This is a genomic window from Paenibacillus sp. FSL M7-1455 (assembly GCF_038004655.1).
Taxonomy (GTDB): domain Bacteria; phylum Bacillota; class Bacilli; order Paenibacillales; family Paenibacillaceae; genus Paenibacillus_AQ; species Paenibacillus_AQ cookii.
In genome coordinates this window covers 5,022,172-5,042,089 of sequence record NZ_JBBORO010000001.1, presented here as the reverse complement: position 1 = coordinate 5,042,089, position 19,918 = coordinate 5,022,172, and the positions used below count along the sequence as shown (strand labels likewise).

The window sequence follows — 19,918 nt, the reverse complement described above, 5'->3', positions numbered from 1 at the left end:
ACAGGTATCAGCACTCCAAACCATTATGAAATACCAATCGGATATATAGGAGGCGATCCTATGGAGTTTGGGTATAACCCCGCGCCTAAGCCGCGTAGCCGCCGCTTGAAGCCCACAACTAATGGTATGTCATGTTCAATCGACGTTTCCGGCGAATGCTGGCTTGAAGACCGAGCTTTTGCATAAGGCGCAGTACCTTCTTGTGATTCATCCATACACCTTCATCCTGCCACAAGAACAACTGGATCTGCCGGTAGCCATACCTTCCTTCGTAGCGTTTATACACCGTGTGGATGAGTCGTTTAGCCTCGGCGTCTCGGTCGTTGTTCTTCCGCTTCAAATATGCGTAGTAACCACTTTCCAAACACTTTTTTAGCATCGAATTCTCCCGTTTCAGCTGCTGAACATATCGCTCCTGATCTAAATATTCCTTCCGCCTTCCTCGTTGATCCAGTAGACCAAATTCACCCTGCTCACGGTATTTACGCATCCATCGCTTCATTCGATCCTTATCTTGTATTCCTAAGTGTTCGTTGATTTGCCGATATGTCCATTTTTCCTCTACGTGCAGGCGGACGGCCTCTATTTTGATTTCCTCAGAATATGTCTTAAACTTTTGACCTTTAGTCGCCATAAAAAAATACACCCCCTAGAAATTCATCGGTTAAACCAAGGGGTTTTTCCAATGTCTGTTCTAAGGGGTGCACTTCATATAGCCAGTAGGGCCTTTTTATCTTATTTTAAATTATCTATGGCTTTTAAATTATCTATGGCGTTTTGCATCTTCCTTAGTAAATTTTTCTCCGTATTCTGAAATCAATTGATCGTAAATAGCCGAATTCGACATATTCATAGACTCTGCATATTGCTCGGCCTTTTCTTTGGATTTTCTTTCCAACCCCATTTAATCTGGATCCCTAAGTTCCGATATGATCTTCACGTGGACTCCCGGTTAATCAAAATTGTAGCGAGGTATGCCGCATTGAACTTGATACAGCAACTTTCCGGATGGATTTTTTTGTTTTGGGCTACTACTTTACGATTCTACCTCCTTTTAAGGCGTGTATCACACTTTATGAGACTTCAATAACTCAGTTGTCCCAATCAAAGAGATTCTAATCAGGAGCTTCTCTTGTGTTATAATCAGATTAAAAGCCAATACTGGTGTAACAGGATGGTGAGCCGAATGAATCAATTCAAAGATCTCCAGAAGTTGATTAAACTAACGGGTGATCGAGCGAAGTTGGATGCCAAGGCCAATGAAACGTACATTGTATACAAGACGGCTGAAGGCCAAATAGTAAAAGAATACAGTGACGGAAATATTATTCCAATAACCGAACGTGATAGCAGTCATGCATGAATCAATGCCAATCATGTATGTTTTCGCCGGGAACAATGGCAGTGGAAAAAGCACGATCCGTAATCTAATTGTTGACCGGCTTGGGATCAGTATAAACATTGACCCCGATGCTTTGGCTCGAGGACTGGATTCTAATCATCCAGAGAGACGAAGGGTATCTGCTGGGAAAGAGGCCATAAAATTAGCAAGAGATTGCATTCATAATAGCCGCGACTTTTCAATCGAAACAACATTGGCCGGAAGTAACGCCATACGTCTTATGCAGGGTGCCAAAGCAAGCGGATTCGAAGTAACCATGTTTTACGTTGGCCTAGGAGATTATTGCTTGAATATTGAGAGGGTAGCAGTGCGTGTTAAAAATGGTGGACATCACATTCCAGCTGAGGATATTGTTAGACGACATGATACCTCAATGCAAAATTTAATTTCACATCTTCATTTGCTTGATCACCTTATTGTTGTTGATAATAGCCGATCTGAAGGTGAAACTGCTCTTGTCATACGAAATGGTTTGATTACACATCGTGCGGAGTCGCTTCCACGCTGGGTTGAAATTATTGAACAGCAATATTTAACGTAAAAAGAACAGCCAAGGATCTGGGTTGTTCTTCTTTTCATTTATGATGGAATGCGATCTGAGTAATTTCCTGTTTTTTACAATATTACCGCGGTATCGCGTTGCATAATTTGGAGATAAAAATAGTTGTTGAGGACTTTCTTGACATCCTGAAGATGAACTGTGCATATCTTGCTGGCAGCTTTAATCAATGCTTGTGGTAGATGGATAATCACTGCTCCACTCCTGTTTTTCCATCATGACATTTCAGATTCAAATCAAGTCGTGATACAATAAGTGGGGTCGAACATTGAGTAAATGACTGTTTTGCAAGTTTATATATTGAGGCAACGGTGGAATGCAGGGTTCAGCGTTGTTTCAAAACGATTTTATTAAGGAGTGAACACCATGCAAACAATCCAAGGCAAAGTGGCGTTAATTACAGGAGCAGGGCGCGGAATTGGACGTGCAACAGCAATAGCTTTTGCCAAAGAAGGTATTCACGTAGGTCTTGTCGGACGCACGCTTGAAAATTTGCAACGCGTAGCAGAGGAACTTAAACAGTATGATGTGAAGGTGGCCATCGCCGCGGCAAACGTAGCGGATCTAGACTCGATCACTGCAGCGGTTGAATCCATTCGCGGTGAGCTTGGCGCGATCGACATTTTGGTCAACAATGCCGGCATCTCCAAATTCGGCAACTTCATGGACTTAACGCCTGAGGAATGGACCAATATTATCGATGTCAACGTAAAAGGCGTGTACTACACAACTCGTGCAGTACTCCCGGAAATGATTGAGCGCAAAACAGGCGACATCATTAATATCTCCTCGACGGCCGGCCAAAAAGGCGCACCGGTTACAAGTGCATACTCGGCTTCAAAAGCTGCGGTGATCGGATTAAGCGAGTCATTAATGCTTGAAGTGCGTAAGCACAATATCCGTGTGACCACGTTAACGCCAAGTACGGTGGCAACAGATATGGCTGTTGAACTCAACTTAACAGACGGCAATCCGGATAAAGTGATGCAGGCAGAAGACTTGGCAGACTTAATGGTTGCACAGCTGAAACTTCATCCGCGTGTTTTACTAAAACATGCCGGACTCTGGTCAACCAACCCTTAATGATAGTTGAAATATCAAGACGCTGCCCTATGTATGTGGGGTGGCGTCTTCCTTTTTATATCATACAAAGCTCCAATATGGGTGTAAGCCATTAGGGGCACGGCATCAATCTGCCCAAACGATCTACTCAACATAATTAGCATCTGCGTTCACCCAAAGTCTAAGAAGTCTGACTAAAGGACAAAAAGTTTGCATGAGAGCCGTCCGAGAGGGTATCTACTCCCGTTTCTCCTCGGTTTTTGTGTCTTCTAAAAAAGGATTGTATGATTTCCGGTCGCACCGAAAATTTCTGGTTGGGGAATTGGTTCTTTTTTCTTAAAGGCTGACAAGATAAAAAATTCTTTTAATTTGATATATAATATTGTCAGTAAGCACTAAGCAGTTGCTTGGTTGGATCTCTCAAGAGTACTATTGTTTAATCATTAAGTGATTAAGCATGATATAAGCGGATAAGAAAAACATTAGGCGTAATATGTTGGGACAACGTTTGAAGCTGCATCATAACGAAAGGATTTGAGTTTGAAGTGAACAACAATTTTTGGCTTGATTTACCCCGGCCTTTTTTTGTGCTTGCACCGATGGAAGATGTGACGCACGTTGTTTTTCGTCATGTCGTGAGTAAAGCGGGAAGACCGGATGTATTTTTTACGGAGTTTACGAATACGGAGAGCTATTGTCACCCGGAAGGCAATCATAGCGTGCGCGGCCGGCTGCTCTTTACCGAGGATGAACAACCCATGATCGCGCATATATGGGGCGATAAGCCGGAGTATTTTGAAAAAATGAGTATCGATATGGCGAAGATGGGATTTAAAGGGATCGATATCAATATGGGTTGTCCTGTCCATAATGTTGCATGCAACGGGAAGGGAAGCGGCCTCATTCTCCGGCCGGAGGTTGCGGCTGACATCATCCAAGCGGCCAAGGCAGGAGGATTGCCTGTAAGCGTGAAGACCAGACTTGGTTTCACAAGAGTGGATGAATGGCAGGACTGGTTGACCCATATTTTGAAGCAAGATATCGCTAATCTTTCGATCCACTTGCGGACGAGAGAGGAAATGAGCCAAGTCGATGCGCATTGGGAACTGATTCCTGAAATCAAGGAGCTTCGGGATCGTGTGGCGCCGCATACGCTGCTGACGATTAACGGAGATATTCCTGACCGTCAAACGGGCTTGAAGCTGGCTGAACAATATGGCGTGGACGGGATCATGATCGGGCGCGGTATTTTTAAAAATCCATTTGCCTTTGAAAAAGAGCCGAGGGAGCATAGTAGCAGCGAATACCTTGATCTTTTAAGATTGCAGCTGGATCTCCATGATCAGTACTCCCAAAAGTTAGAGGCCCGTCCATTCAAAGCTCTTCACCGCTTTTTCAAGATTTATGTCAAAGGGTTCCGAGGGGCAAGCGAACTAAGGAATCAATTGATGAGCACGACGTCTACCGATGAAGTGCGCGCGCTTCTGGACGAATTTACGCAACATATGGATGAGGGCGCAGAAAATTAAATAAGGTATGCGGAGCAACTCCGTCCCTTAGGGGATGGAGTTTCTTTGCGTTGACCTGTTGTATGGCAGGGCAGATTATGAGCATTCAGCAGTCCGTTTCAACCAGCGTTTTAGAATTCCAACCAGTGATTAAGTTCTAAAATTACGCCTCGATATCATCAAGATACAGATCGGATATAATCAATTTATAAATTAAGGGAGGTGTGGTAAACCATGGTACAGGATGCGAATCGTTTTGGTGAAAGAATCAGTCAGCTGCGTCATAGCAAAAGCATGACCCAAGAAAAATTAGGGCTGCTTCTTAATGTTTCGGCACAAGCCGTTTCCAAATGGGAAAAAGGGGACTCCTTGCCCGATATTTCTCTTTTAACGGAGTTGGCAAACGTTTTTGACTGCACTACAGACTACCTGCTCGGAAGAGGCAGCCATTTGCAAGCCATGTTACCTCAAATCAGAATGGAACTCCGGAAGACGACGCAAGAGGAACAGATTAATTTTTTGGGCGAGGTGATTGCTGCTACATCTCATCATGTGCAGACACCGGCATCACACCCATCACTAACTCAAATCCATCTAGGTCCAACTGGATTAGGTTTGTGGGCTAAAGACAGATTGGTTTGTATCGCAACATCGCTTTTCTTAAACGAAGCTACAGATGCAATGCATGAATCCGTAGAATTTCCAATGAACGTTTTACCTGCCGATATGATTACGGTTCTGTATGAGTTATTGGTTAACAATGAGAACCTGCAGCCAGACTTCACTCCAGTAGAAGAATCGATCCTTCGCTCCCGGCTGCCCTCGGACATGAATTTTGACAAGGTAATCGTGGATTGCATTGAACTGGGCTTCGTGGATAGGGTCCGAGGTGGGTATAGACTTAATGTTAAAGGTGATCTTGCAACCCGTTTATTTTCAATCGTTCATAGGGTTGTAAGTAAACCAAGCTCGTTTTCCTTTGATTATTCGTTAAAATAATGGTTCCTGCCCCGTGGTTTAGATACGCAACCTGTTGCTACGCTGACAGGATGACAGCAGTCAAGTAATTGGCTGCTGTTTTTTGTTATACGAAAGGGCAGATCATTATAATTGTACTTTACCTATATTTTAACGGTAACTCCATGCTATGCTTTTCATACACGTTGTATATGCAGGAAAAAGACGAAGATAAAAAGGATGAAATAGATGGCGGCGTATAATAAACCAACAGTGGAAATTTCCGAAGTGCGAGCTGTATTGCGCAAGCATTTTCGATCAGATGTAACCGCAATAACGCCATTGGAAGGCGGGAATATAAGCGCGGTATTCTCCTTCGCATGTTTGGATCAGGAATACATCATTAAATTTTGCGATTTAACCGGGAGTTTTGAAACGGAAAAATTGATTTCAAACCTTTTATCCTCGCAGGGAGTTCCGTTTGCCCGCTGCATGGAGCTAGGAAAATTTAAATCAATGAACTACCTGATTTCGGAAAAGATCGCGGGACGGATTCTGAACGACTTCTCTTATGAGCAGCAACAGCGAATGCTTCCGGAGGTCGTTCAAATTTTAACGCAAATGAACCAGGTAAAGCCAGAAACAACCAAAGGATATGGGACGATAAATGCTAGTGGTGATGGTACTTATAGTTCCTGGAGGGAGCATATTATTGCGACCTTCGCTGAGGAACAAGCGGATAGCTTATGGGAAGGCTGGCACAGCTTGTTCGAAACATCCTGTCTGGAGAAAGACGTGTTTGATGAATGTTACAGCAGATTGTTAGCCTATGCTACGTACAATGAACCGCATCGATTTTTTATTCACGGCGATTTTCACCAGTACAACATTTTATCTGACGGGCAACGAATAACCGGGATCATTGATAGCAACGGCAAATATGGAGATTTTCTGATCGACCTTGCCACATTGGACTGGCACATCAAAACACACTTGAAGCTCGATGTGGTCCAAATATACCAAGATTATCAGCAAGAAATAGGCATGGACATACCGAATTTTAAAGAGAGGTTCATGGGTGCAACCTATTATAATGGATTGATCGGATTACGCTTTTATGCAAAGATGGGATGGAATGATGCTTATTACGAACTCCGTGATGAGCTATTGAGTTTAAGATGATCCTTACATCGTAACTCATGATTAAAAAATAGTATTTCTGAGGACATCGGCATCGTGCTGTTGACCGAAATGGGAGATGAGCTGTTGAAGCGGCTGGATCTAACCCGATTTACCGTTGTACGCGGCACGAACTATTCCCCTATGGCGGGTGCTAAACCTGCAGCCACGACCACCAACACTTCTCGCGCCATGTCTTCCGCCGATTTAGATTCCGGATGTCTGCTCCACTCGACGGCTGATCCAAATATCCCCCAGCTTGCAATCCGGGCTGCAGCCTCCACCGTCTCTTGCGAAACGGATGGTTCCGATTGTTCGCTTAACCAGGTAAATAACAGGGCATATAGCTCCTTTTGCATTGCGACCTCAAATAACGATTCATACTGACGATCAGCTAAAGTCATATACGGACGAGTACAGTACAGGAAATCGAAAACGATTAAAATAAGCGTTCGCAGGCTCCCTATATCGGATAAAGCAGCATTAGGCAGCTCATTCTTCAGCTTCTCCAAAAATTTTTCCCTCATCCAGCTCTCAAGAAATGCGAATTTGTCTTCAAAATGCGCATAGAACGTGGAGCGATTTACGGTCGCGTAAGACGTAATATCTTGTACGGTAATAGAAGAGACATTCTTCTTCTGCTCAAGCAATTCCATAAAAGCGTGCATCAATAGTTGACGCGTCCGTTTCACGCGAGGATCGTTTGTGTTAGTGAGCATCTGCTTCTCCCTCTTTCTCAGGATCTATTGGTTATCATGCGTTTTGGAAAGCCAAAGGACAACAAATAAGCACCTCTGTTGTTTAAGCCACAAATACGGTTTTTTACTGGTTGTACAGCCCAAACCTCTTGGATAAGATTAGCACAAACAGTTTAGTTTTTACTACATTGTTGGGTCAATCGTTGGTACAACTGAGACCGTTTGTTTAGCAAGATGATACCGGATAAACCAAGGGAGGAAGATGAAGATGGGGAACAATGCAGGAAGTAAATACGCAGGCAAGAAAGTGGTGATTACGGGAGGCAGCAGCGGGATCGGCCTCGCAACAGCAAAGCTGCTGGCGGATGAAGGAGCACGCGTCCTTATTACCGGTCGTACCCAGGCCAAGCTTGACTCAGCCCGTGAAAAAATTGGCAACGACGCAGTCGCAGTGCTGAGCGACGCAGCAATGTTAACAGATATCGACGAGTTGGCCGAACGGATAAAGGCCGAGTTCGGAACGATCGATGCCCTGTTCGTAAACGCCGGCATCACGCGCTTTATCCCCTTCGAGTCGATGACCGAGGAAGTGTACGACGAGCTGCTTACCATCAATACCAAAGGTCCGTACTTTACCGTGCAGAGACTGACACCGTTGCTAAACACAGGAAGCAGCGTGGTATTCACCACGTCGATCGCGAACGCAGTGGGTATCCCGATGCTCAATGCGTATGCGGCCAGTAAAGGAGCGCTGCGCTCCATGACTCGCAGTCTGGCCCGTGAGCTGTTGCCGCGGAAGATTCGCGTCAACGCGGTCAGCCCCGGCCCCATCGACACCGGCATCATGGACAAGTCGATGCCGAAGGAAGCTGCAGAACAGACCAAAGCGGAGATGAGTCAGCAGATCCCCATGCTGCGTTTCGGTGACCCCCTCGAGGTTGCCAAAGCAGCCGCGTTCCTTGCGTTCGACGCGACTTACACAACCGGAGCCGAGTTCCCCGTGGATGGAGGAGGCTCTCAGATCTAAGTTCGTGCCCGGGCTCGCAGTTGGCTATAAGCCGTTTGCGAGGAGTTTTTTTACCCGGCATTTGAATAGGAACACTGACTCTAGTTTTCGGATTGAACGGAGGAAGGACGGAACCACATGACAACACCATGGACAGAAGACCACATGCCGGATCAGACCGGACGGGTGGCGATTGTGACTGGATCAAACAGCGGGATTGGTTGGGAGGCGGCGCGGGCGTTAGCCAACAAGGGAGCGACGGTCATTATGGCCTGCCGCAGTATCGCCAAAGCCAACCCTGCCGCTAACCGGATTAGAGCACTTAAGCCGTCGGGCAAGGTCGTAGTCATGGCGCTCGATCTGGGTGATCTGGAGAGCGTCCGCGCTTTTGCGACGGCCTTCCGTCAGAACTACCATCGGCTTGATCTCCTGATCAACAACGCCGGCGTGGCGAAGCCGCCTTACAGGAAAACAGCGCAGGGTTTCGAGCAGCAATTCGGGGTCATTCACCTGGGGCACTTCGCGCTGACCGGTTTGCTGCTGGATAGGCTCGGCGCAACGCCGGGCGCTCGGATTGTGACCGTAAGCAGTTTGTCGCATCGGTCGGGAATCATTCACTTTGATGACCTGAACCTGGAGCGGAATTACAAGCCAGCGCGCGGCTATGCTCAGAGCAAGCTGGCGAATCTGCTGTTCACCTATGAGTTGCAGCGCCGGCTTGTTGCGGCAGGCCAATCCACGCTGGCAGCAGCTGCGCATCCGGGCTGGTCAGCGACCAATGCGCTGCGGCATTCCAGCATGATGCGACGCCTGAATCCCCTTTTCGCGCAGCCCTCGAAAATGGGTGTATTGCCGACCCTTTATGCAGCCACTGCGCCAAACGTCCAAGGCGGAGATTACTTTGGGCCAACACGTCTCGAATTGCGCGGATATCCTAAAAAGGTAGATTCAAATACGCGCTCGCATGACGAAGCAGCCGCGTGGCGGTTGTGGACGGTTTCCGAGGAGCTGACACAAGTGAAGTATGCGTTTCGCTGATCTCGGGCATAGGAGAGGGGATGTTTGCTAAAACAAACCTCAAATTGGAGAATTTAGATACGTCTAACAAAGAGGTGAACAATCAGACATATCCAGTCCTGCTACTATGCGGACGATCCGCTTCCACCGATACGGCGAACCAGCAAGTTGTCCTGCGCATGGAATAGGTCAAGATCCCTTCCCCATGCCCAGAACGCATTTGATTAATGGTGCGAGCTTAGCTTGACGATAGTTGAATAAACGAAAAGGAAGAGCTGCCGGTGCTGACCGGCAGTTCTATTACGCTAATGGGCAATTTATTTGATTTGTTATACTTGGTCTATATAGTTAGGAGGCGAAAAGGAATGGGAATAAGATTAGCAACTAAAAATGAACTCCAATGGGTAAATGAACAGTATCAGAAAATAGGCTTTTTGCCGAGTAATTTAGAAAGTGAAAAAATTGCAATAGTTACACATCAGGATGAATTTGCAGGGGTTGGAAGGATTGTTTATCTGAATGCAGAAGAGGCTGAAATTGGCGGTATATATATATTGGATGAGTTCAGAGGACTATCGCTTGCAAATGAGTTGGTTGATTACTTGGTAAAGGAAGCTAAAAAAAATAATTTAAAAGAAGTGTATTGTCTGCCATTTGAAGAGTTAAAACATTTTTATGAAAAATTTGGTTTTAAAGAATTTGACTATGAGGGCAAACCAATTAATAATCAGATACTAAAGAAGTTTCAATGGTGTTTAGACAACTATGAAAAAAAGGTTTTATTGCTTAAGTTATAAGACTTCTTCAAGAATTGACCGCAAATTCCGGTTGCGTGGTGGATGGGCAATCGATGTTTTAGCCGGGAAGATTACCCGTCCACATGACGATATAGACTTGATAACATGGATACGGAACAGAGAGCAGTTAGAATTCGCTCTTGCTGAAGCTGGTTATGAGCAAAGTCAGAACCAGTGAGCCGTTCTGAAGATACTGACACGATTCCACAGCGCAAAGCGATCTTGAACCCGTACAAGGAAGATTTATCTCACCGCCAGAACGAATTGGCCAAAGCGCTCGACGCCGTCAATAACAAACTAACCAGAAGAAGCAATGGTCCACGGGCTCCGTGAACTTGATACACAAGCTATTTTGCTTCATCGGCGGCTCTGGTTTATTCATGAAATGGCTTCTTATTATTGCGGTATTCATTAATAAACCTGAAATGTACAATGCTGGAATGCCATTTTCCCTATTGACGGGTGGTTTTCTTCCCTATATCCATAGTCTTTCCCCAGTACATCGTGATTCGACCACATACGTTTAAAATCAGGGCTAACCGCTTGCAGCTTCTCAGCCAATTCCTCGAATAACGAATCCCCTGCATACCTATCATATGTCCTTTGAAATTGAGCCAAGGATTTGTGAGCAATTTCCTCCCAATTCTCAATTCGTTTCTGCATTTCCGGAAGTTTAAAAAATCTCCATAGGCAATTGCGTTCTTCCGGCGGCATAGAATCAAATTCTCCGGGAAGGGCGGAAGCCGCTTCATTCCAAACTAAAATCATTCATTTATCATCATGTCCGCACAATACAAAATGTTGTCTCATTAGTTCAAAGAATAATATGGTTTGGGCGTTTATCATATCAGATAACACGATCTAACTTCATGTTCTCGTCGGTAGATATTCACGACGCATGATGACTAAGAAAGGCGTGATGATAGAGATGAAAAAAATCTATGTGGTAAACAAAACTCATTTGGACATTGGTTTTACCGATTTGGCAGAAAATGTCCTGCACAAGTATTGCCATGAATACATTCAAAACGCAATCACGTTAGCTGAAGACTTAAGAAAAGAGGGCAAAGACTTTGTTTGGACAACAGGCAGCTTTATCATTGAATATTACTTCAAAAACATGGATGAAGAAGCTTGTCAAAAGCTGGATGACGCCATAAAGAAAGGTTACATACGCTGGCACGCGATCCCATGTACGTTTCACTCTGAAGCGATGACATCTCAAACGTTGCATTACATCATTTCCATCTCCAAGAAGTTAGATGCTCGGTATGGATACACAACAACAAGCGCAAAGATGACGGACGTCCCAGGACATACGATCGGGATTGTCGATGAGTTATATCGTCAAGGAATTAAATTCCTGCACATCGGTGTAAATGGCTCAAGCTCCATTCCGGAAGTTCCAGATACATTTCTATGGAAGCATGGCGAAAGCGAGATCATTGTCTCTTATTCAGACGACTATGGCGGCGTCATCGGAGTGGATTGCATGGATAACAAGTTGGCGTTTATGCATACGCATGATAATAGTGGTCCAGGAACAAAGGAGAAAATTAACGCGTATTTGTCAAAAATGGCCAATGAGTATCCAGACTATGAGCTTGAAATGACTTCCATGGATCAGTTTGCCAATGAACTTTGGGAAGTACGCGACCAACTGCCGGTGATTACAGAGGAGATTGGGGATACCTGGATTCACGGAACGATGTCTGATCCGAAAATCATTCGTGATTACCGGATTTTAACGAATTATATGTTGGATCACCAAATAGAAAATGATGATGCTAATTTCTATGCAATGTTAGTTCCAGAGCATACGTGGGGAATGGATATCAAACGCTATTTCAGTGACTATACGAATTATGAAAAGAAAGATTTCCAGCGGGCGCGCAGTTTAGACCAAATTACGGATGCTGATTTAACCTACGCTTATGGCATTGTTAAAGATGCAACGGTTGGCGAAATGAAATTCACTTATAATGAGTGGACGGACCGTTCGTACAAATTTTATGAGTCTTCCTGGAAAGAACAACGCAAGAACGTTGATCGTGCAATCGCTTGTTTGGAGCCTGAAGATCAACATAACATTAAAAAAATGATCGAAGTCCCCTATCATATCTTTGATAACCAAGGGACTGAATGTGGTTTGGAAGAATTGATTTCGATCAACGGGTATCAAGTGATGTTTGCTAGCGATGGTTCTATTAACCACTTAGAGAAGGATGGGGTCCTTTACTTTGATCAGGACAACAAACTCGGGGTGCTGAGCTATACCATTGCCGGGCAAAATGACTATGATAACCTGCGTTACAACTATTTGCGTGAGCTGCAGCATAATTGGTGGGCCATTGACTTCTTAAAGCCAGGAATGGAGATTCAAAAACGCATTCAATGGAATGAAAATTTCACACCACATGTTATTAAACTAGTTAAGGAAAATGATTCGATGATTGCAACGTTAAAATATAGCCAAAGAGCTGTGGAGGAGTATGGTGCTCCAAGAGTGGTAAAGGTTAAATATCAATTTGGGGATAAAGTTGAAATTGCACTTTTATTACAGGATAAAGATGCCATTCGTTATCCGGAAATTTATTCTTTTGACATGACACCACGTTTGAATTCGCCGTATTTAACGAAGATTCGTAAAATCGATACCGTGATTTCACCTTTTGCAGTAGTAGGTCACGGAAATAAGCTGCAGCACATGATTGAAGAGTTAATTTACGATGGCAGCGATAAAAAAATCAATATTAAACCTATTGATGCCCCTCTGTTGGGAATCGGAACCAATAACAATCTAAGTTATAACAACAAGTACCATCCAGACAACCATAAATTTACGTTTACACTATTGAACACCACATGGGGAACGAACTTCACGATGTGGTATGAAGAAGATATTTTCGCTCGGTTTGAGTTAGTACTGGGATAAAAAGTCTAAAAGAAAAGAAGACAACAGGGTCCTCCTGTGTGTCTTCTTTTTGGTTCAGAAGCAGAAATCAGGCACCCAGGAACATGCTCATGTCATCTTCCACATTGGTAATGCCGCCGATCCCGAAGTTATCCACGAGGACTTTCGTCACGTTAGGCGACAGGAATGCAGGAAGCGTGGGGCCCAGATGGATATTTTTGACGCCAAGATACAGCAGGGCAAGCAGCACGATCACCGCTTTTTGCTCGTACCAGGCAATGTTGTAGGAAATCGGCAGATCGTTGATATCCTCAAGGCCGAATACTTCCTTCAGCTTCAATGCAATGACGACCAGGGAGTAGGAATCATTGCATTGCCCGGCGTCCAGAACCCGCGGAATTCCGCCGATGTCGCCCAAATCCAGCTTATTGTATTTGTATTTGGCACAGCCTGCGGTCAGGATGACCGTGTCCTTTGGAAGCTGAGCCGCAAAATCGGTGTAATAGCTGCGGGATTTCATCCGTCCGTCGCAGCCGGCCATGACGAAGAATCGGCGGATCGCGCCGGATTTCACGGCATCGACGACTTGATCGGCCACGTTCATCACAGCGGCATGGGCGAAGCCGCCAATGATCTCACCGGTTTCAAGTTCCGTTGGGGGCGGGCACCCTTTCGCCTGCTCGATCAGGGCGGAGAAGTCCTTGGCAGCGCCGTTCATTCCTTCCGGAATATGGCGTACGCCCGGAAAGCCGGTGTTGCCGGTCGTATAAATACGGTTCTTGTAACTGTCCTTCGGCGGAATGATACAGTTGGTCGTCATCAGAATCGGCCCGTTAAAGGAGGCGAATTCGCTGTTCTGCTTCCACCAGGCATTGCCGTAATTGCCTACAAAATGCTCATATTTCTTGAAAGCCGGATAATAATGGGCAGGCAGCATTTCACTGTGCGTGTACACGTCCACGCCGGTTCCTTCCGTCTGCTTCAGCAGCTCCTCCAAATCCTTCAAGTCGTGGCCGCTGATGAGAATGCCGGGCCGGTTCCGAACCCCGATATTGACCTTCGTGATTTCCGGATTTCCGTACACGGATGTGTTCGCTTCGTCCAGCATCGCCATGGCGGTTACCCCGTATTTGCCGGCTTCCATCGCCAAAGCGACCAATTCCTGCACCTCAAGGCTGTCGTCCAGCGTAGCCGCAAGCGCGCGGCGCATAAACCGGTTCAATTCGATGTCGTCCCGCTCCAGATGAAGCGCATGGTACGTATAGGCAGCCATCCCCTTCAAGCCGTACGTAATCAATTCGCGCAGCGAGCGGATGTCTTCGCTCTGGGTCGAGAGGACACCAACCGTACGGGCTTTTTCATCCATTGCGGTTTCATGATCCGCTTCCCAGACGGTAGCATCAGGGAGATGAGCCGTTCCTTCCGGATGTTGTTCGTTATAATAGGCGCGCACCTCACCGCGGAGCGCGATCGCTTCCCGGATTCTCCCCACAAAAACCCCGCGGTCAAAGTTAGCGTTCGTAATGGTTGCAAACAAGGAGTCCATGATAAACATCGATACGCGCCGTTCCAGCCCTTCCGGCAGCCGGACATCCAGACTGAGAAAAGAGATCCCTTTCAGCAGATAAATCAGCAAATCCTGCAGGTTCGCCACGTCATGCGGTTTGCCGCATACGCCGACAAGGGTGCAGCCTGTTCCTTTGGACGCTTCCTGGCATTGAAAGCAGAACATGGACGGCCGTTGACTCAAGGACGGCTCTGCCGCGTTGTTGTTCATGATATCTCCTCCCCGGTTTCGTAGTTATTTGTTGCCTAAGGTCAATCTACCTCCGCGTTGTCGTTGGACTGTCAGCAACAGTATACTCCGCTGCGACAGCTGGAAAAGTGATAAAAATCACCAAGGGACAACCGCGCAAGACGTACGATCCGGGGGCGAACGGACCCTGATGGAGTCCCTGAACTATCCTCCAGGGGATCATCCAAAGCATGAAAAGGTGAAGGTTAATCCGGATACAGAAAAGTGGATTTACGTCGGAACCGGGACCGCACCGGTCCGGGACAACCAGTAGTCTTCCGGAACAATCGCGGATCCCAAGACCATACCCAAAACATGTTTTTGATACAGAAAATCCGGTTATTCCTTGACGTAGGAAAAACCGGATCTGTGGTAAAAAATGTACTTTGGTTTGCTCGACAGCCTGAGAAGAACAGCCCGAATGGATGGGCTGTTCTTTTTTTGTGAGTGCATGCATCTTGTCAAATGTGCAGAACGTAGGAGCCGCCCCCGGTTACTCGATAGGCGTCCTGGATTACATGCTGCTTCATAGTTATCTTTCCTCTGCTCTTCCTGGAGGCGGTGCTGTGGATTCCCGGACCAGCAGCTGCGTCGGCAGCAAAATTTCCGTATAAGGCTGATCCGGATTCTCCAAGCGGGAGAAAAGCTGCTTAATGGCATATGTCGCAAATAACCTGCGATTCACATCCAGCGTTGTGGTCGGGGGCGTACAAACCTGCGACAGATACCCGTTGTCGAAGCTGACCACAGAAGCCTCTTGGGGCACCTTCACGCCCAGATGCTGCAAAGCGGACGTAATCATAAAGCCGAAGCCGTCGTTGACGCAGAACCAGGCGGTCGGGCGTTCCTGCATTTGTGCAATGGCACCGTGTACATAGCTGCTGTCTTCGACGGCGTCTTGAATAAGCCAGTCTTCGCGAAGCCGGATGCCGGCTTCGAAGGCGGCGAGACGCATGCCTTCAAGCCGCTCGTAATGGCTGGGAGAATAGTCGATATCGCCCATGAAACCGATGTCCTTATGGCCTAATTCGATCAGATGTCGCACCCCCTCGTACGCGCTGAAACGGTTGTTCGTAAGGATGCTGTCGGCTTGCAGCGAGGGATGGTGGTGGTCAATCAGGACGGCAGGAATGCCTGTATCCAGCACGGCTTGTACATAGGGCGTCGTAATGTGGCTCAGGATCAAAATGCCGTCTACCGACCGGTTTTCAACAAAAGCGGGCAGGCGAAGCGCTTCTGCGTCCTCCGGGCTGATGGACTGAATGACAAGTTCATAGCCGTACTTTTTCAATTCTTTATCTACACTTAAATAAATGTCTCCAAAAAACGATTTTCTGGAGAAAGCATAATCCGAAGCAATGAGGGCGATGGTGCCGCCGTCTTGAAGGACCGCAGAAGGATCGATGGAAGCAGGGGGAGCGGCAGCTTCGCTTTGCCGGCCGCGGCGGCTTTTCCTATAGACGTAGCCCAGCCGTTCAGCGGTTTCCTTCACCAGGGCGCGCGTCGCTTCGCTGACCCCGTCCTTCCCCGTCAGAGCCTGGGAGACGGAATTTTTGGATATCTGAAGATGGTCTGCGATGTCCTGCATGGTAACTTTATTTTTCAAAATGAATTCAACCTCCGTCGAGCAACAACCGGAAGGGCATTAAACCGGTCTTGCATTCGATTTCATTTTTTCAGTTCCGGAGACGACTGTCAAGCATTCGAGGGTCTGAATCCGTACCTTATCCAAGCTTAGTTATATGATAAGATTGTAACGTTACAAAATAGAAAAGTAAACTGATTTTTCGTTGTGTACAATAGAGTGTAATCATTATTATGAGTTGACAAGCATCCGAATCAAGGTAATAATAAGGTGCATAAGCGCTTACATGGGATAAAAAATAATGTTTTGTAATGTTATTTTGCGGATTTTGGTTTGACTTTGAAATTACATTCTATTGGAGGTCATGTTCGAATGATGAGAAAATCACTTGGTGCACTACTGCTGGCCGCCGTAGCTTCCACGATGTTGTCCGCATGCTCCACCGGTCAAGGCTCGACGGAAAGCAGTGGGAATGGAGGGGCTTCGGGCGGAGTGACAACCATCGAATTCTGGGCAGCTCCTAACCCGACGCAGCAGGCCTACTGGCAGGAAATGGCCAAAGCCTATGAATCGGAACACTCCAACGTCAAAATTAATGTCAGTGCCATCAAAGAATCGCCGACATCCGAAGCGAGCATTCAATCCGCGATTGCGGCGAAGAGCGCTCCGACCATGTCCGAGAACATTAACCGGGGCTTCGGCGCACAGCTGGCGGACAGCAAAGCGCTGGTTCCGCTCGATACGCTGGACGGATTCCAAGATATCGTCAAGGAACGCAACATGAACAGCACCATCGAACCTTGGAAATTCGCGGATGGACACCAATACGTGCTGCCGATCTATTCCAACGCCATGCTGTTCGGCTGGAGACTGGATGTCCTGAAAGAGCTTGGCTATAACGAACCGCCGCAAACCTACAGCGAAATCGTGGAGCTGACCAAGAAGCTGAAAGACAAATACGGCGACCAAAAATATCTGTGGGCGAAAGCCGACTTGGCCGATCCTACGGCCTGGAAACGCTGGTTTGACTTCTACATGCTGTATAATGCGGCGTCCGGCGGCAACAAGTTCATTGAAGGCAGCCGGTTTACCGGCGATCGGAAAGCCGGCGAAGAAGTCCTTGCTTTCATGGATGATTTGCGGAAGGCCAACGGACTCCTGGCCCGCCAGGTGACGGATCCGTTTGAAAATGGCGTCGGCGTCTTTACGGACGTAGGTCCGTGGACGTTCACAACTTGGAAAGAGAAATATCCGAATCTGAAATACGGCGACAACTTTGCGCTGACCATGCCTCCGGTGCCGGACGGGATGGATCCTAAAGACAGCAAAACCTTTGCGGATACCAAAGGGCTGGTCATTTATGCCTCCGCTACGAAAGAGCAGCAGGCAGCCGCGATTGACTTCATAAAATGGGTATATTCCGATGCGGCTAACGACGCGAAGTGGTTTGAGCAGACCAATCTGCCGCCAGCGAGAGACGATTTGAAAACCAACGATTCCTTCAAAGCTATTTTGGATAAACAGCCGGAACTGAAGCCTTATGCGGAGAATGTTCCCAATGCCATTCCGCCGATGGATAACGCAAAATACAACGATTTGCAAACCATCATCGGAACCGAAGCTTTTAATAAAGTTGTCAAAGGGCAAATTTCTCCGGCCGAAGGTTGGGCTAACATGCAGAAAGCGATTGAAGGCGCCCTTCAATAAGGGAGGATGACCGATGATGGACCATAGAAACAATAAAATGGGCTGGTTATTTACCAGCCCCTACCTTCTCTATTCGCTTATTTTCTTTTTCGGACCGCTGATCTGGTCGTTTTTCCTGTCCGTCACGGATTGGAATCTGATCGCTCCGACTTTCAATCTGGTCGGGATCGAGAACTTTGCGAATGCCCTAAAATCGCCAAGCGTACATTCGGCCTTCTGGGTGACTTATAAGTTCATGATTATTTTCGTACCGATTGTAACGGTGCTGGCGACGGCCGTCGCCGTGCTGGTGCACGGGCTGCCGCGCTTTAAAAGCCTGTTCCTGATCGGTTTTTTTCTGCCCTACCTGTCCTCGGGCGTTGTTTCATCGCTTATCGCCAAGGGCCTTCTTTCTTACACCAGCCCGATGAACGTATTTTTGCGAAAAATGGGGCTCGATATCGACTGGCTGGGCACGCCGTTATCTGCGCTAGGTATTGTCGGCCTGATTCTGGCCTGGAAATTCACCGGCTATTATGCGCTGATCCTTACCTCGGGTCTGGAAAGCATTGACAAGGAAGTGTACGAGGCAGCCGCCATCGACGGCGTTACCGACCGTCAGCGTTTCTGGCGCATTACGCTGCCGCTGCTGTATCCGTCGCTCTATACAACGCTGATTCTGGCATTCGGCGTCACGTTCGGCATTTTCACCGAGGTGTATCAGTTGACGGGCGGCGGCCCCAACAATGCGACCAACACCTGGCAGATGGAAATCTTCAAACAGGCATTTACGAACCTGCAGGCCGGTTATGCGTCGGCCGTAGCCTTGCTCGCTTCGGTCGCCACCTTTATTTCGATCTTTATCATTCGCAAATTACTGGAGATATGGGGGAAGAGAAATGGTTGGGTCTAATCGAAATCGCGGCATCAGACGCACGGTCCGGTATGCGCTCGCCATGATCCTGCTCCTCGTGATGGTTTATCCGTACCTGTATATGGTGCTGAACTCTTTTGCCGACTGGGCGCACATCGATAAGCAGCTGCTCCCGACGAAATACAGCCTGAAATCGTACGAATGGCTGTTTACCGGCGGGGAAACGGGGATCCCCCGTCCTTGGCTGCATGCTTTTCTGAACAGCGTCATGGTTTCGCTTGCTTCCACGGTACTGATGATGATCTTCGGCGTGATGGTTGCTTACGCGCTGTCCAAGCTGAATTTCTTCGGACGGAACGCCATCAACAATTTCGTTTTGTTCCATATGTTTTTCCCGGCGATTATTCTATTGATTCCGACGTTCCTGATCATTCAGAGAGTAGGTCTATATGACAGTTATTTGGGATTGATTCTGCCTAAAGCCGTCAGTTTATGGGCGATTTTTATGTATACCAATTTCTTTAAAGCCGTACCGACCGTCTTTATCGAAGCCGCCCGCCTGGACGGGGCCTCGGACCTTAAGATCATGTATAAGATCATGCTGCCGATGTCCAAGTCGATCACCACCGTCATTTTCCTGTTCCTCCTGATGGAGCGGTGGACGGAGCTGCTGTGGGATATGATCGTCGTCAAAAGCGATCGGATGCTCACGCTGAACGTGCTCATTTCGCAAATGTTCGGCCCTTACGGCTCCTATCCGGGTCCGCTTTATGCGGCATCCGCGCTGCTGACGCTGCCGATTATCATCATGTTTATTATTTTCGGCAAGAAGTTTCAGGAGGGCATGCAGTTCAGTTTGAAGTAAGTAGATAGAAGAGG

20 protein-coding genes are annotated in these 19,918 nt (G+C 47.1%); 14 read left to right on the top strand and 6 right to left on the bottom strand.

The window, feature by feature from the left end; genetic code table 11:
- Positions 1 to 118: 118 nt before the first annotated feature.
- The gene (locus tag NYE48_RS23095; protein ID WP_341000086.1) at positions 119 to 634 is read right to left on the bottom strand and encodes an IS3 family transposase; all 516 of its coding nucleotides are present in this window, start codon (positions 632 to 634) and stop codon (positions 119 to 121) included.
- A 129-nt stretch (positions 635 to 763) separates the two neighbouring features.
- The gene (locus tag NYE48_RS23090) at positions 764 to 847 is read right to left on the bottom strand and encodes an Ltp family lipoprotein (protein WP_341000717.1); all 84 of its coding nucleotides are present in this window, start codon (positions 845 to 847) and stop codon (positions 764 to 766) included.
- 339 nt (positions 848 to 1,186) lie between these two features.
- Between NYE48_RS23090 and NYE48_RS23085 the strand changes: the two genes are divergently transcribed.
- From NYE48_RS23085 to NYE48_RS23060, 6 genes are all read left to right on the top strand, one after another.
- Positions 1,187 to 1,363 (top strand): hypothetical protein, encoded by a 177-nt coding sequence (locus NYE48_RS23085; RefSeq protein ID WP_212952331.1) that lies wholly within the window; start codon positions 1,187 to 1,189, stop codon positions 1,361 to 1,363.
- A complete protein-coding gene (locus tag NYE48_RS23080; RefSeq protein WP_341000085.1) occupies positions 1,356 to 1,943 on the top strand; it encodes a zeta toxin family protein in 588 nt (195 codons plus the stop codon). The genes NYE48_RS23085 and NYE48_RS23080 overlap by 8 nt, the downstream gene beginning before the upstream one ends.
- A 384-nt stretch (positions 1,944 to 2,327) precedes the next feature.
- Positions 2,328 to 3,044, top strand: coding sequence for a 3-ketoacyl-ACP reductase (locus NYE48_RS23075; protein ID WP_212952333.1), 717 nt, complete (start codon positions 2,328 to 2,330; stop codon positions 3,042 to 3,044).
- 524 nt (positions 3,045 to 3,568) lie between these two features.
- Positions 3,569 to 4,552 carry a tRNA dihydrouridine synthase gene (locus NYE48_RS23070; RefSeq protein WP_341000084.1) on the top strand — a complete coding sequence of 328 codons (984 nt, stop codon included), beginning with the start codon at positions 3,569 to 3,571 and terminating at the stop codon, positions 4,550 to 4,552.
- 213 nt (positions 4,553 to 4,765) lie between these two features.
- Positions 4,766 to 5,530, top strand: a complete 765-nt coding sequence (locus NYE48_RS23065; RefSeq protein WP_036715744.1) for a helix-turn-helix domain-containing protein — start codon at positions 4,766 to 4,768, stop codon at positions 5,528 to 5,530.
- A 207-nt stretch (positions 5,531 to 5,737) separates the two neighbouring features.
- On the top strand, positions 5,738 to 6,670 hold the full coding sequence (locus NYE48_RS23060; RefSeq protein ID WP_212952335.1) for a phosphotransferase family protein: 933 nt from the start codon (positions 5,738 to 5,740) through the stop codon (positions 6,668 to 6,670).
- 131 nt (positions 6,671 to 6,801) lie between these two features.
- Here the strand turns inward: NYE48_RS23060 and NYE48_RS23055 are convergent, their stop codons facing one another.
- Positions 6,802 to 7,386, bottom strand: coding sequence for a TetR/AcrR family transcriptional regulator (locus tag NYE48_RS23055; protein ID WP_212952336.1), 585 nt, complete (start codon positions 7,384 to 7,386; stop codon positions 6,802 to 6,804).
- 247 nt (positions 7,387 to 7,633) lie between these two features.
- Here NYE48_RS23055 and NYE48_RS23050 point away from each other — a divergent pair, with 247 nt between their 5' ends.
- The 4 genes from NYE48_RS23050 (at position 7,634) to NYE48_RS23035 (ending at position 10,363) form a co-directional block, all read left to right on the top strand.
- Complete coding sequence (locus tag NYE48_RS23050; RefSeq protein WP_212952337.1) at positions 7,634 to 8,392, top strand: SDR family oxidoreductase; 759 nt, start codon at positions 7,634 to 7,636, stop codon at positions 8,390 to 8,392.
- A 117-nt stretch (positions 8,393 to 8,509) separates the two neighbouring features.
- Positions 8,510 to 9,409 carry an oxidoreductase gene (locus NYE48_RS23045; protein ID WP_341000083.1) on the top strand — a complete coding sequence of 300 codons (900 nt, stop codon included), beginning with the start codon at positions 8,510 to 8,512 and terminating at the stop codon, positions 9,407 to 9,409.
- A gap of 344 nt (positions 9,410 to 9,753) precedes the next feature.
- On the top strand, positions 9,754 to 10,185 hold the full coding sequence (locus NYE48_RS23040) for a GNAT family N-acetyltransferase (protein ID WP_212952339.1): 432 nt from the start codon (positions 9,754 to 9,756) through the stop codon (positions 10,183 to 10,185).
- Positions 10,154 to 10,363 (top strand): nucleotidyltransferase domain-containing protein, encoded by a 210-nt coding sequence (locus NYE48_RS23035; RefSeq protein WP_212952340.1) that lies wholly within the window; start codon positions 10,154 to 10,156, stop codon positions 10,361 to 10,363. The genes NYE48_RS23040 and NYE48_RS23035 overlap by 32 nt, the downstream gene beginning before the upstream one ends.
- A gap of 233 nt (positions 10,364 to 10,596) precedes the next feature.
- On the opposite strand, the gene NYE48_RS23030 is transcribed toward NYE48_RS23035, so the two are convergent.
- Positions 10,597 to 10,953, bottom strand: a complete 357-nt coding sequence (locus NYE48_RS23030) for an MmyB family transcriptional regulator (RefSeq protein ID WP_212952341.1) — start codon at positions 10,951 to 10,953, stop codon at positions 10,597 to 10,599.
- Between the two features lie 160 nt (positions 10,954 to 11,113).
- Between NYE48_RS23030 and NYE48_RS23025 the strand changes: the two genes are divergently transcribed.
- Complete coding sequence (locus NYE48_RS23025) at positions 11,114 to 13,120, top strand: DUF5054 domain-containing protein (protein ID WP_341000082.1); 2,007 nt, start codon at positions 11,114 to 11,116, stop codon at positions 13,118 to 13,120.
- A 67-nt stretch (positions 13,121 to 13,187) separates the two neighbouring features.
- Here NYE48_RS23025 and hcp read toward each other — a convergent pair whose 3' ends face one another.
- Together hcp and NYE48_RS23015 are read right to left on the bottom strand one after the other, a co-directional pair.
- Positions 13,188 to 14,876, bottom strand: coding sequence for a hydroxylamine reductase (gene hcp, locus NYE48_RS23020; protein WP_341000081.1), 1,689 nt, complete (start codon positions 14,874 to 14,876; stop codon positions 13,188 to 13,190).
- A gap of 550 nt (positions 14,877 to 15,426) precedes the next feature.
- Positions 15,427 to 16,500, bottom strand: a complete 1,074-nt coding sequence (locus tag NYE48_RS23015; RefSeq protein ID WP_036715323.1) for a LacI family DNA-binding transcriptional regulator — start codon at positions 16,498 to 16,500, stop codon at positions 15,427 to 15,429.
- A gap of 354 nt (positions 16,501 to 16,854) precedes the next feature.
- Between NYE48_RS23015 and NYE48_RS23010 the strand changes: the two genes are divergently transcribed.
- Genes NYE48_RS23010 through NYE48_RS23000 form a run of 3 tightly spaced genes read left to right on the top strand, consistent with a single transcriptional unit; the run spans position 16,855 to position 19,904 of the window.
- Complete coding sequence (locus NYE48_RS23010; protein WP_212952353.1) at positions 16,855 to 18,186, top strand: extracellular solute-binding protein; 1,332 nt, start codon at positions 16,855 to 16,857, stop codon at positions 18,184 to 18,186.
- Positions 18,187 to 18,202: 16 nt separating this feature from the next.
- Positions 18,203 to 19,078, top strand: coding sequence for a carbohydrate ABC transporter permease (locus NYE48_RS23005; protein ID WP_236575748.1), 876 nt, complete (start codon positions 18,203 to 18,205; stop codon positions 19,076 to 19,078).
- Complete coding sequence (locus tag NYE48_RS23000; RefSeq protein ID WP_212958536.1) at positions 19,065 to 19,904, top strand: carbohydrate ABC transporter permease; 840 nt, start codon at positions 19,065 to 19,067, stop codon at positions 19,902 to 19,904. The genes NYE48_RS23005 and NYE48_RS23000 overlap by 14 nt, the downstream gene beginning before the upstream one ends.
- The last annotated feature ends 14 nt before the right edge of the window (positions 19,905 to 19,918 follow it).

Excerpts from the sequence above, each read along its gene's own strand:
- NYE48_RS23040 (WP_212952339.1), top strand. The coding sequence starts at position 9,754 with ATGGGAATAAGATTAGCAACTAAAAATGAACTCCAATGGGTAAATGAA.
- NYE48_RS23075 (WP_212952333.1), top strand. The coding sequence starts at position 2,328 with ATGCAAACAATCCAAGGCAAAGTGGCGTTAATTACAGGAGCAGGGCGC.
- NYE48_RS23055 (WP_212952336.1), bottom strand. The coding sequence starts at position 7,386 with ATGCTCACTAACACAAACGATCCTCGCGTGAAACGGACGCGTCAACTA.
- NYE48_RS23050 (WP_212952337.1), top strand. The coding sequence starts at position 7,634 with ATGGGGAACAATGCAGGAAGTAAATACGCAGGCAAGAAAGTGGTGATT.
- NYE48_RS23035 (WP_212952340.1), top strand. The coding sequence starts at position 10,154 with ATGAAAAAAAGGTTTTATTGCTTAAGTTATAAGACTTCTTCAAGAATT.
- NYE48_RS23080 (WP_341000085.1), top strand. The coding sequence starts at position 1,356 with ATGCATGAATCAATGCCAATCATGTATGTTTTCGCCGGGAACAATGGC.
- NYE48_RS23000 (WP_212958536.1), top strand. The coding sequence starts at position 19,065 with ATGGTTGGGTCTAATCGAAATCGCGGCATCAGACGCACGGTCCGGTAT.
- NYE48_RS23025 (WP_341000082.1), top strand. The coding sequence starts at position 11,114 with ATGAAAAAAATCTATGTGGTAAACAAAACTCATTTGGACATTGGTTTT.
- NYE48_RS23090 (WP_341000717.1), bottom strand. The coding sequence starts at position 847 with ATGTCGAATTCGGCTATTTACGATCAATTGATTTCAGAATACGGAGAA.
- NYE48_RS23095 (WP_341000086.1), bottom strand. The coding sequence starts at position 634 with ATGGCGACTAAAGGTCAAAAGTTTAAGACATATTCTGAGGAAATCAAA.
- NYE48_RS23005 (WP_236575748.1), top strand. The coding sequence starts at position 18,203 with ATGGACCATAGAAACAATAAAATGGGCTGGTTATTTACCAGCCCCTAC.
- NYE48_RS23065 (WP_036715744.1), top strand. The coding sequence starts at position 4,766 with ATGGTACAGGATGCGAATCGTTTTGGTGAAAGAATCAGTCAGCTGCGT.
- NYE48_RS23030 (WP_212952341.1), bottom strand. The coding sequence starts at position 10,953 with ATGATTTTAGTTTGGAATGAAGCGGCTTCCGCCCTTCCCGGAGAATTT.
- NYE48_RS23045 (WP_341000083.1), top strand. The coding sequence starts at position 8,510 with ATGACAACACCATGGACAGAAGACCACATGCCGGATCAGACCGGACGG.
- NYE48_RS23085 (WP_212952331.1), top strand. The coding sequence starts at position 1,187 with ATGAATCAATTCAAAGATCTCCAGAAGTTGATTAAACTAACGGGTGAT.
- hcp (WP_341000081.1), bottom strand. The coding sequence starts at position 14,876 with ATGAACAACAACGCGGCAGAGCCGTCCTTGAGTCAACGGCCGTCCATG.
- NYE48_RS23010 (WP_212952353.1), top strand. The coding sequence starts at position 16,855 with ATGAGAAAATCACTTGGTGCACTACTGCTGGCCGCCGTAGCTTCCACG.
- NYE48_RS23060 (WP_212952335.1), top strand. The coding sequence starts at position 5,738 with ATGGCGGCGTATAATAAACCAACAGTGGAAATTTCCGAAGTGCGAGCT.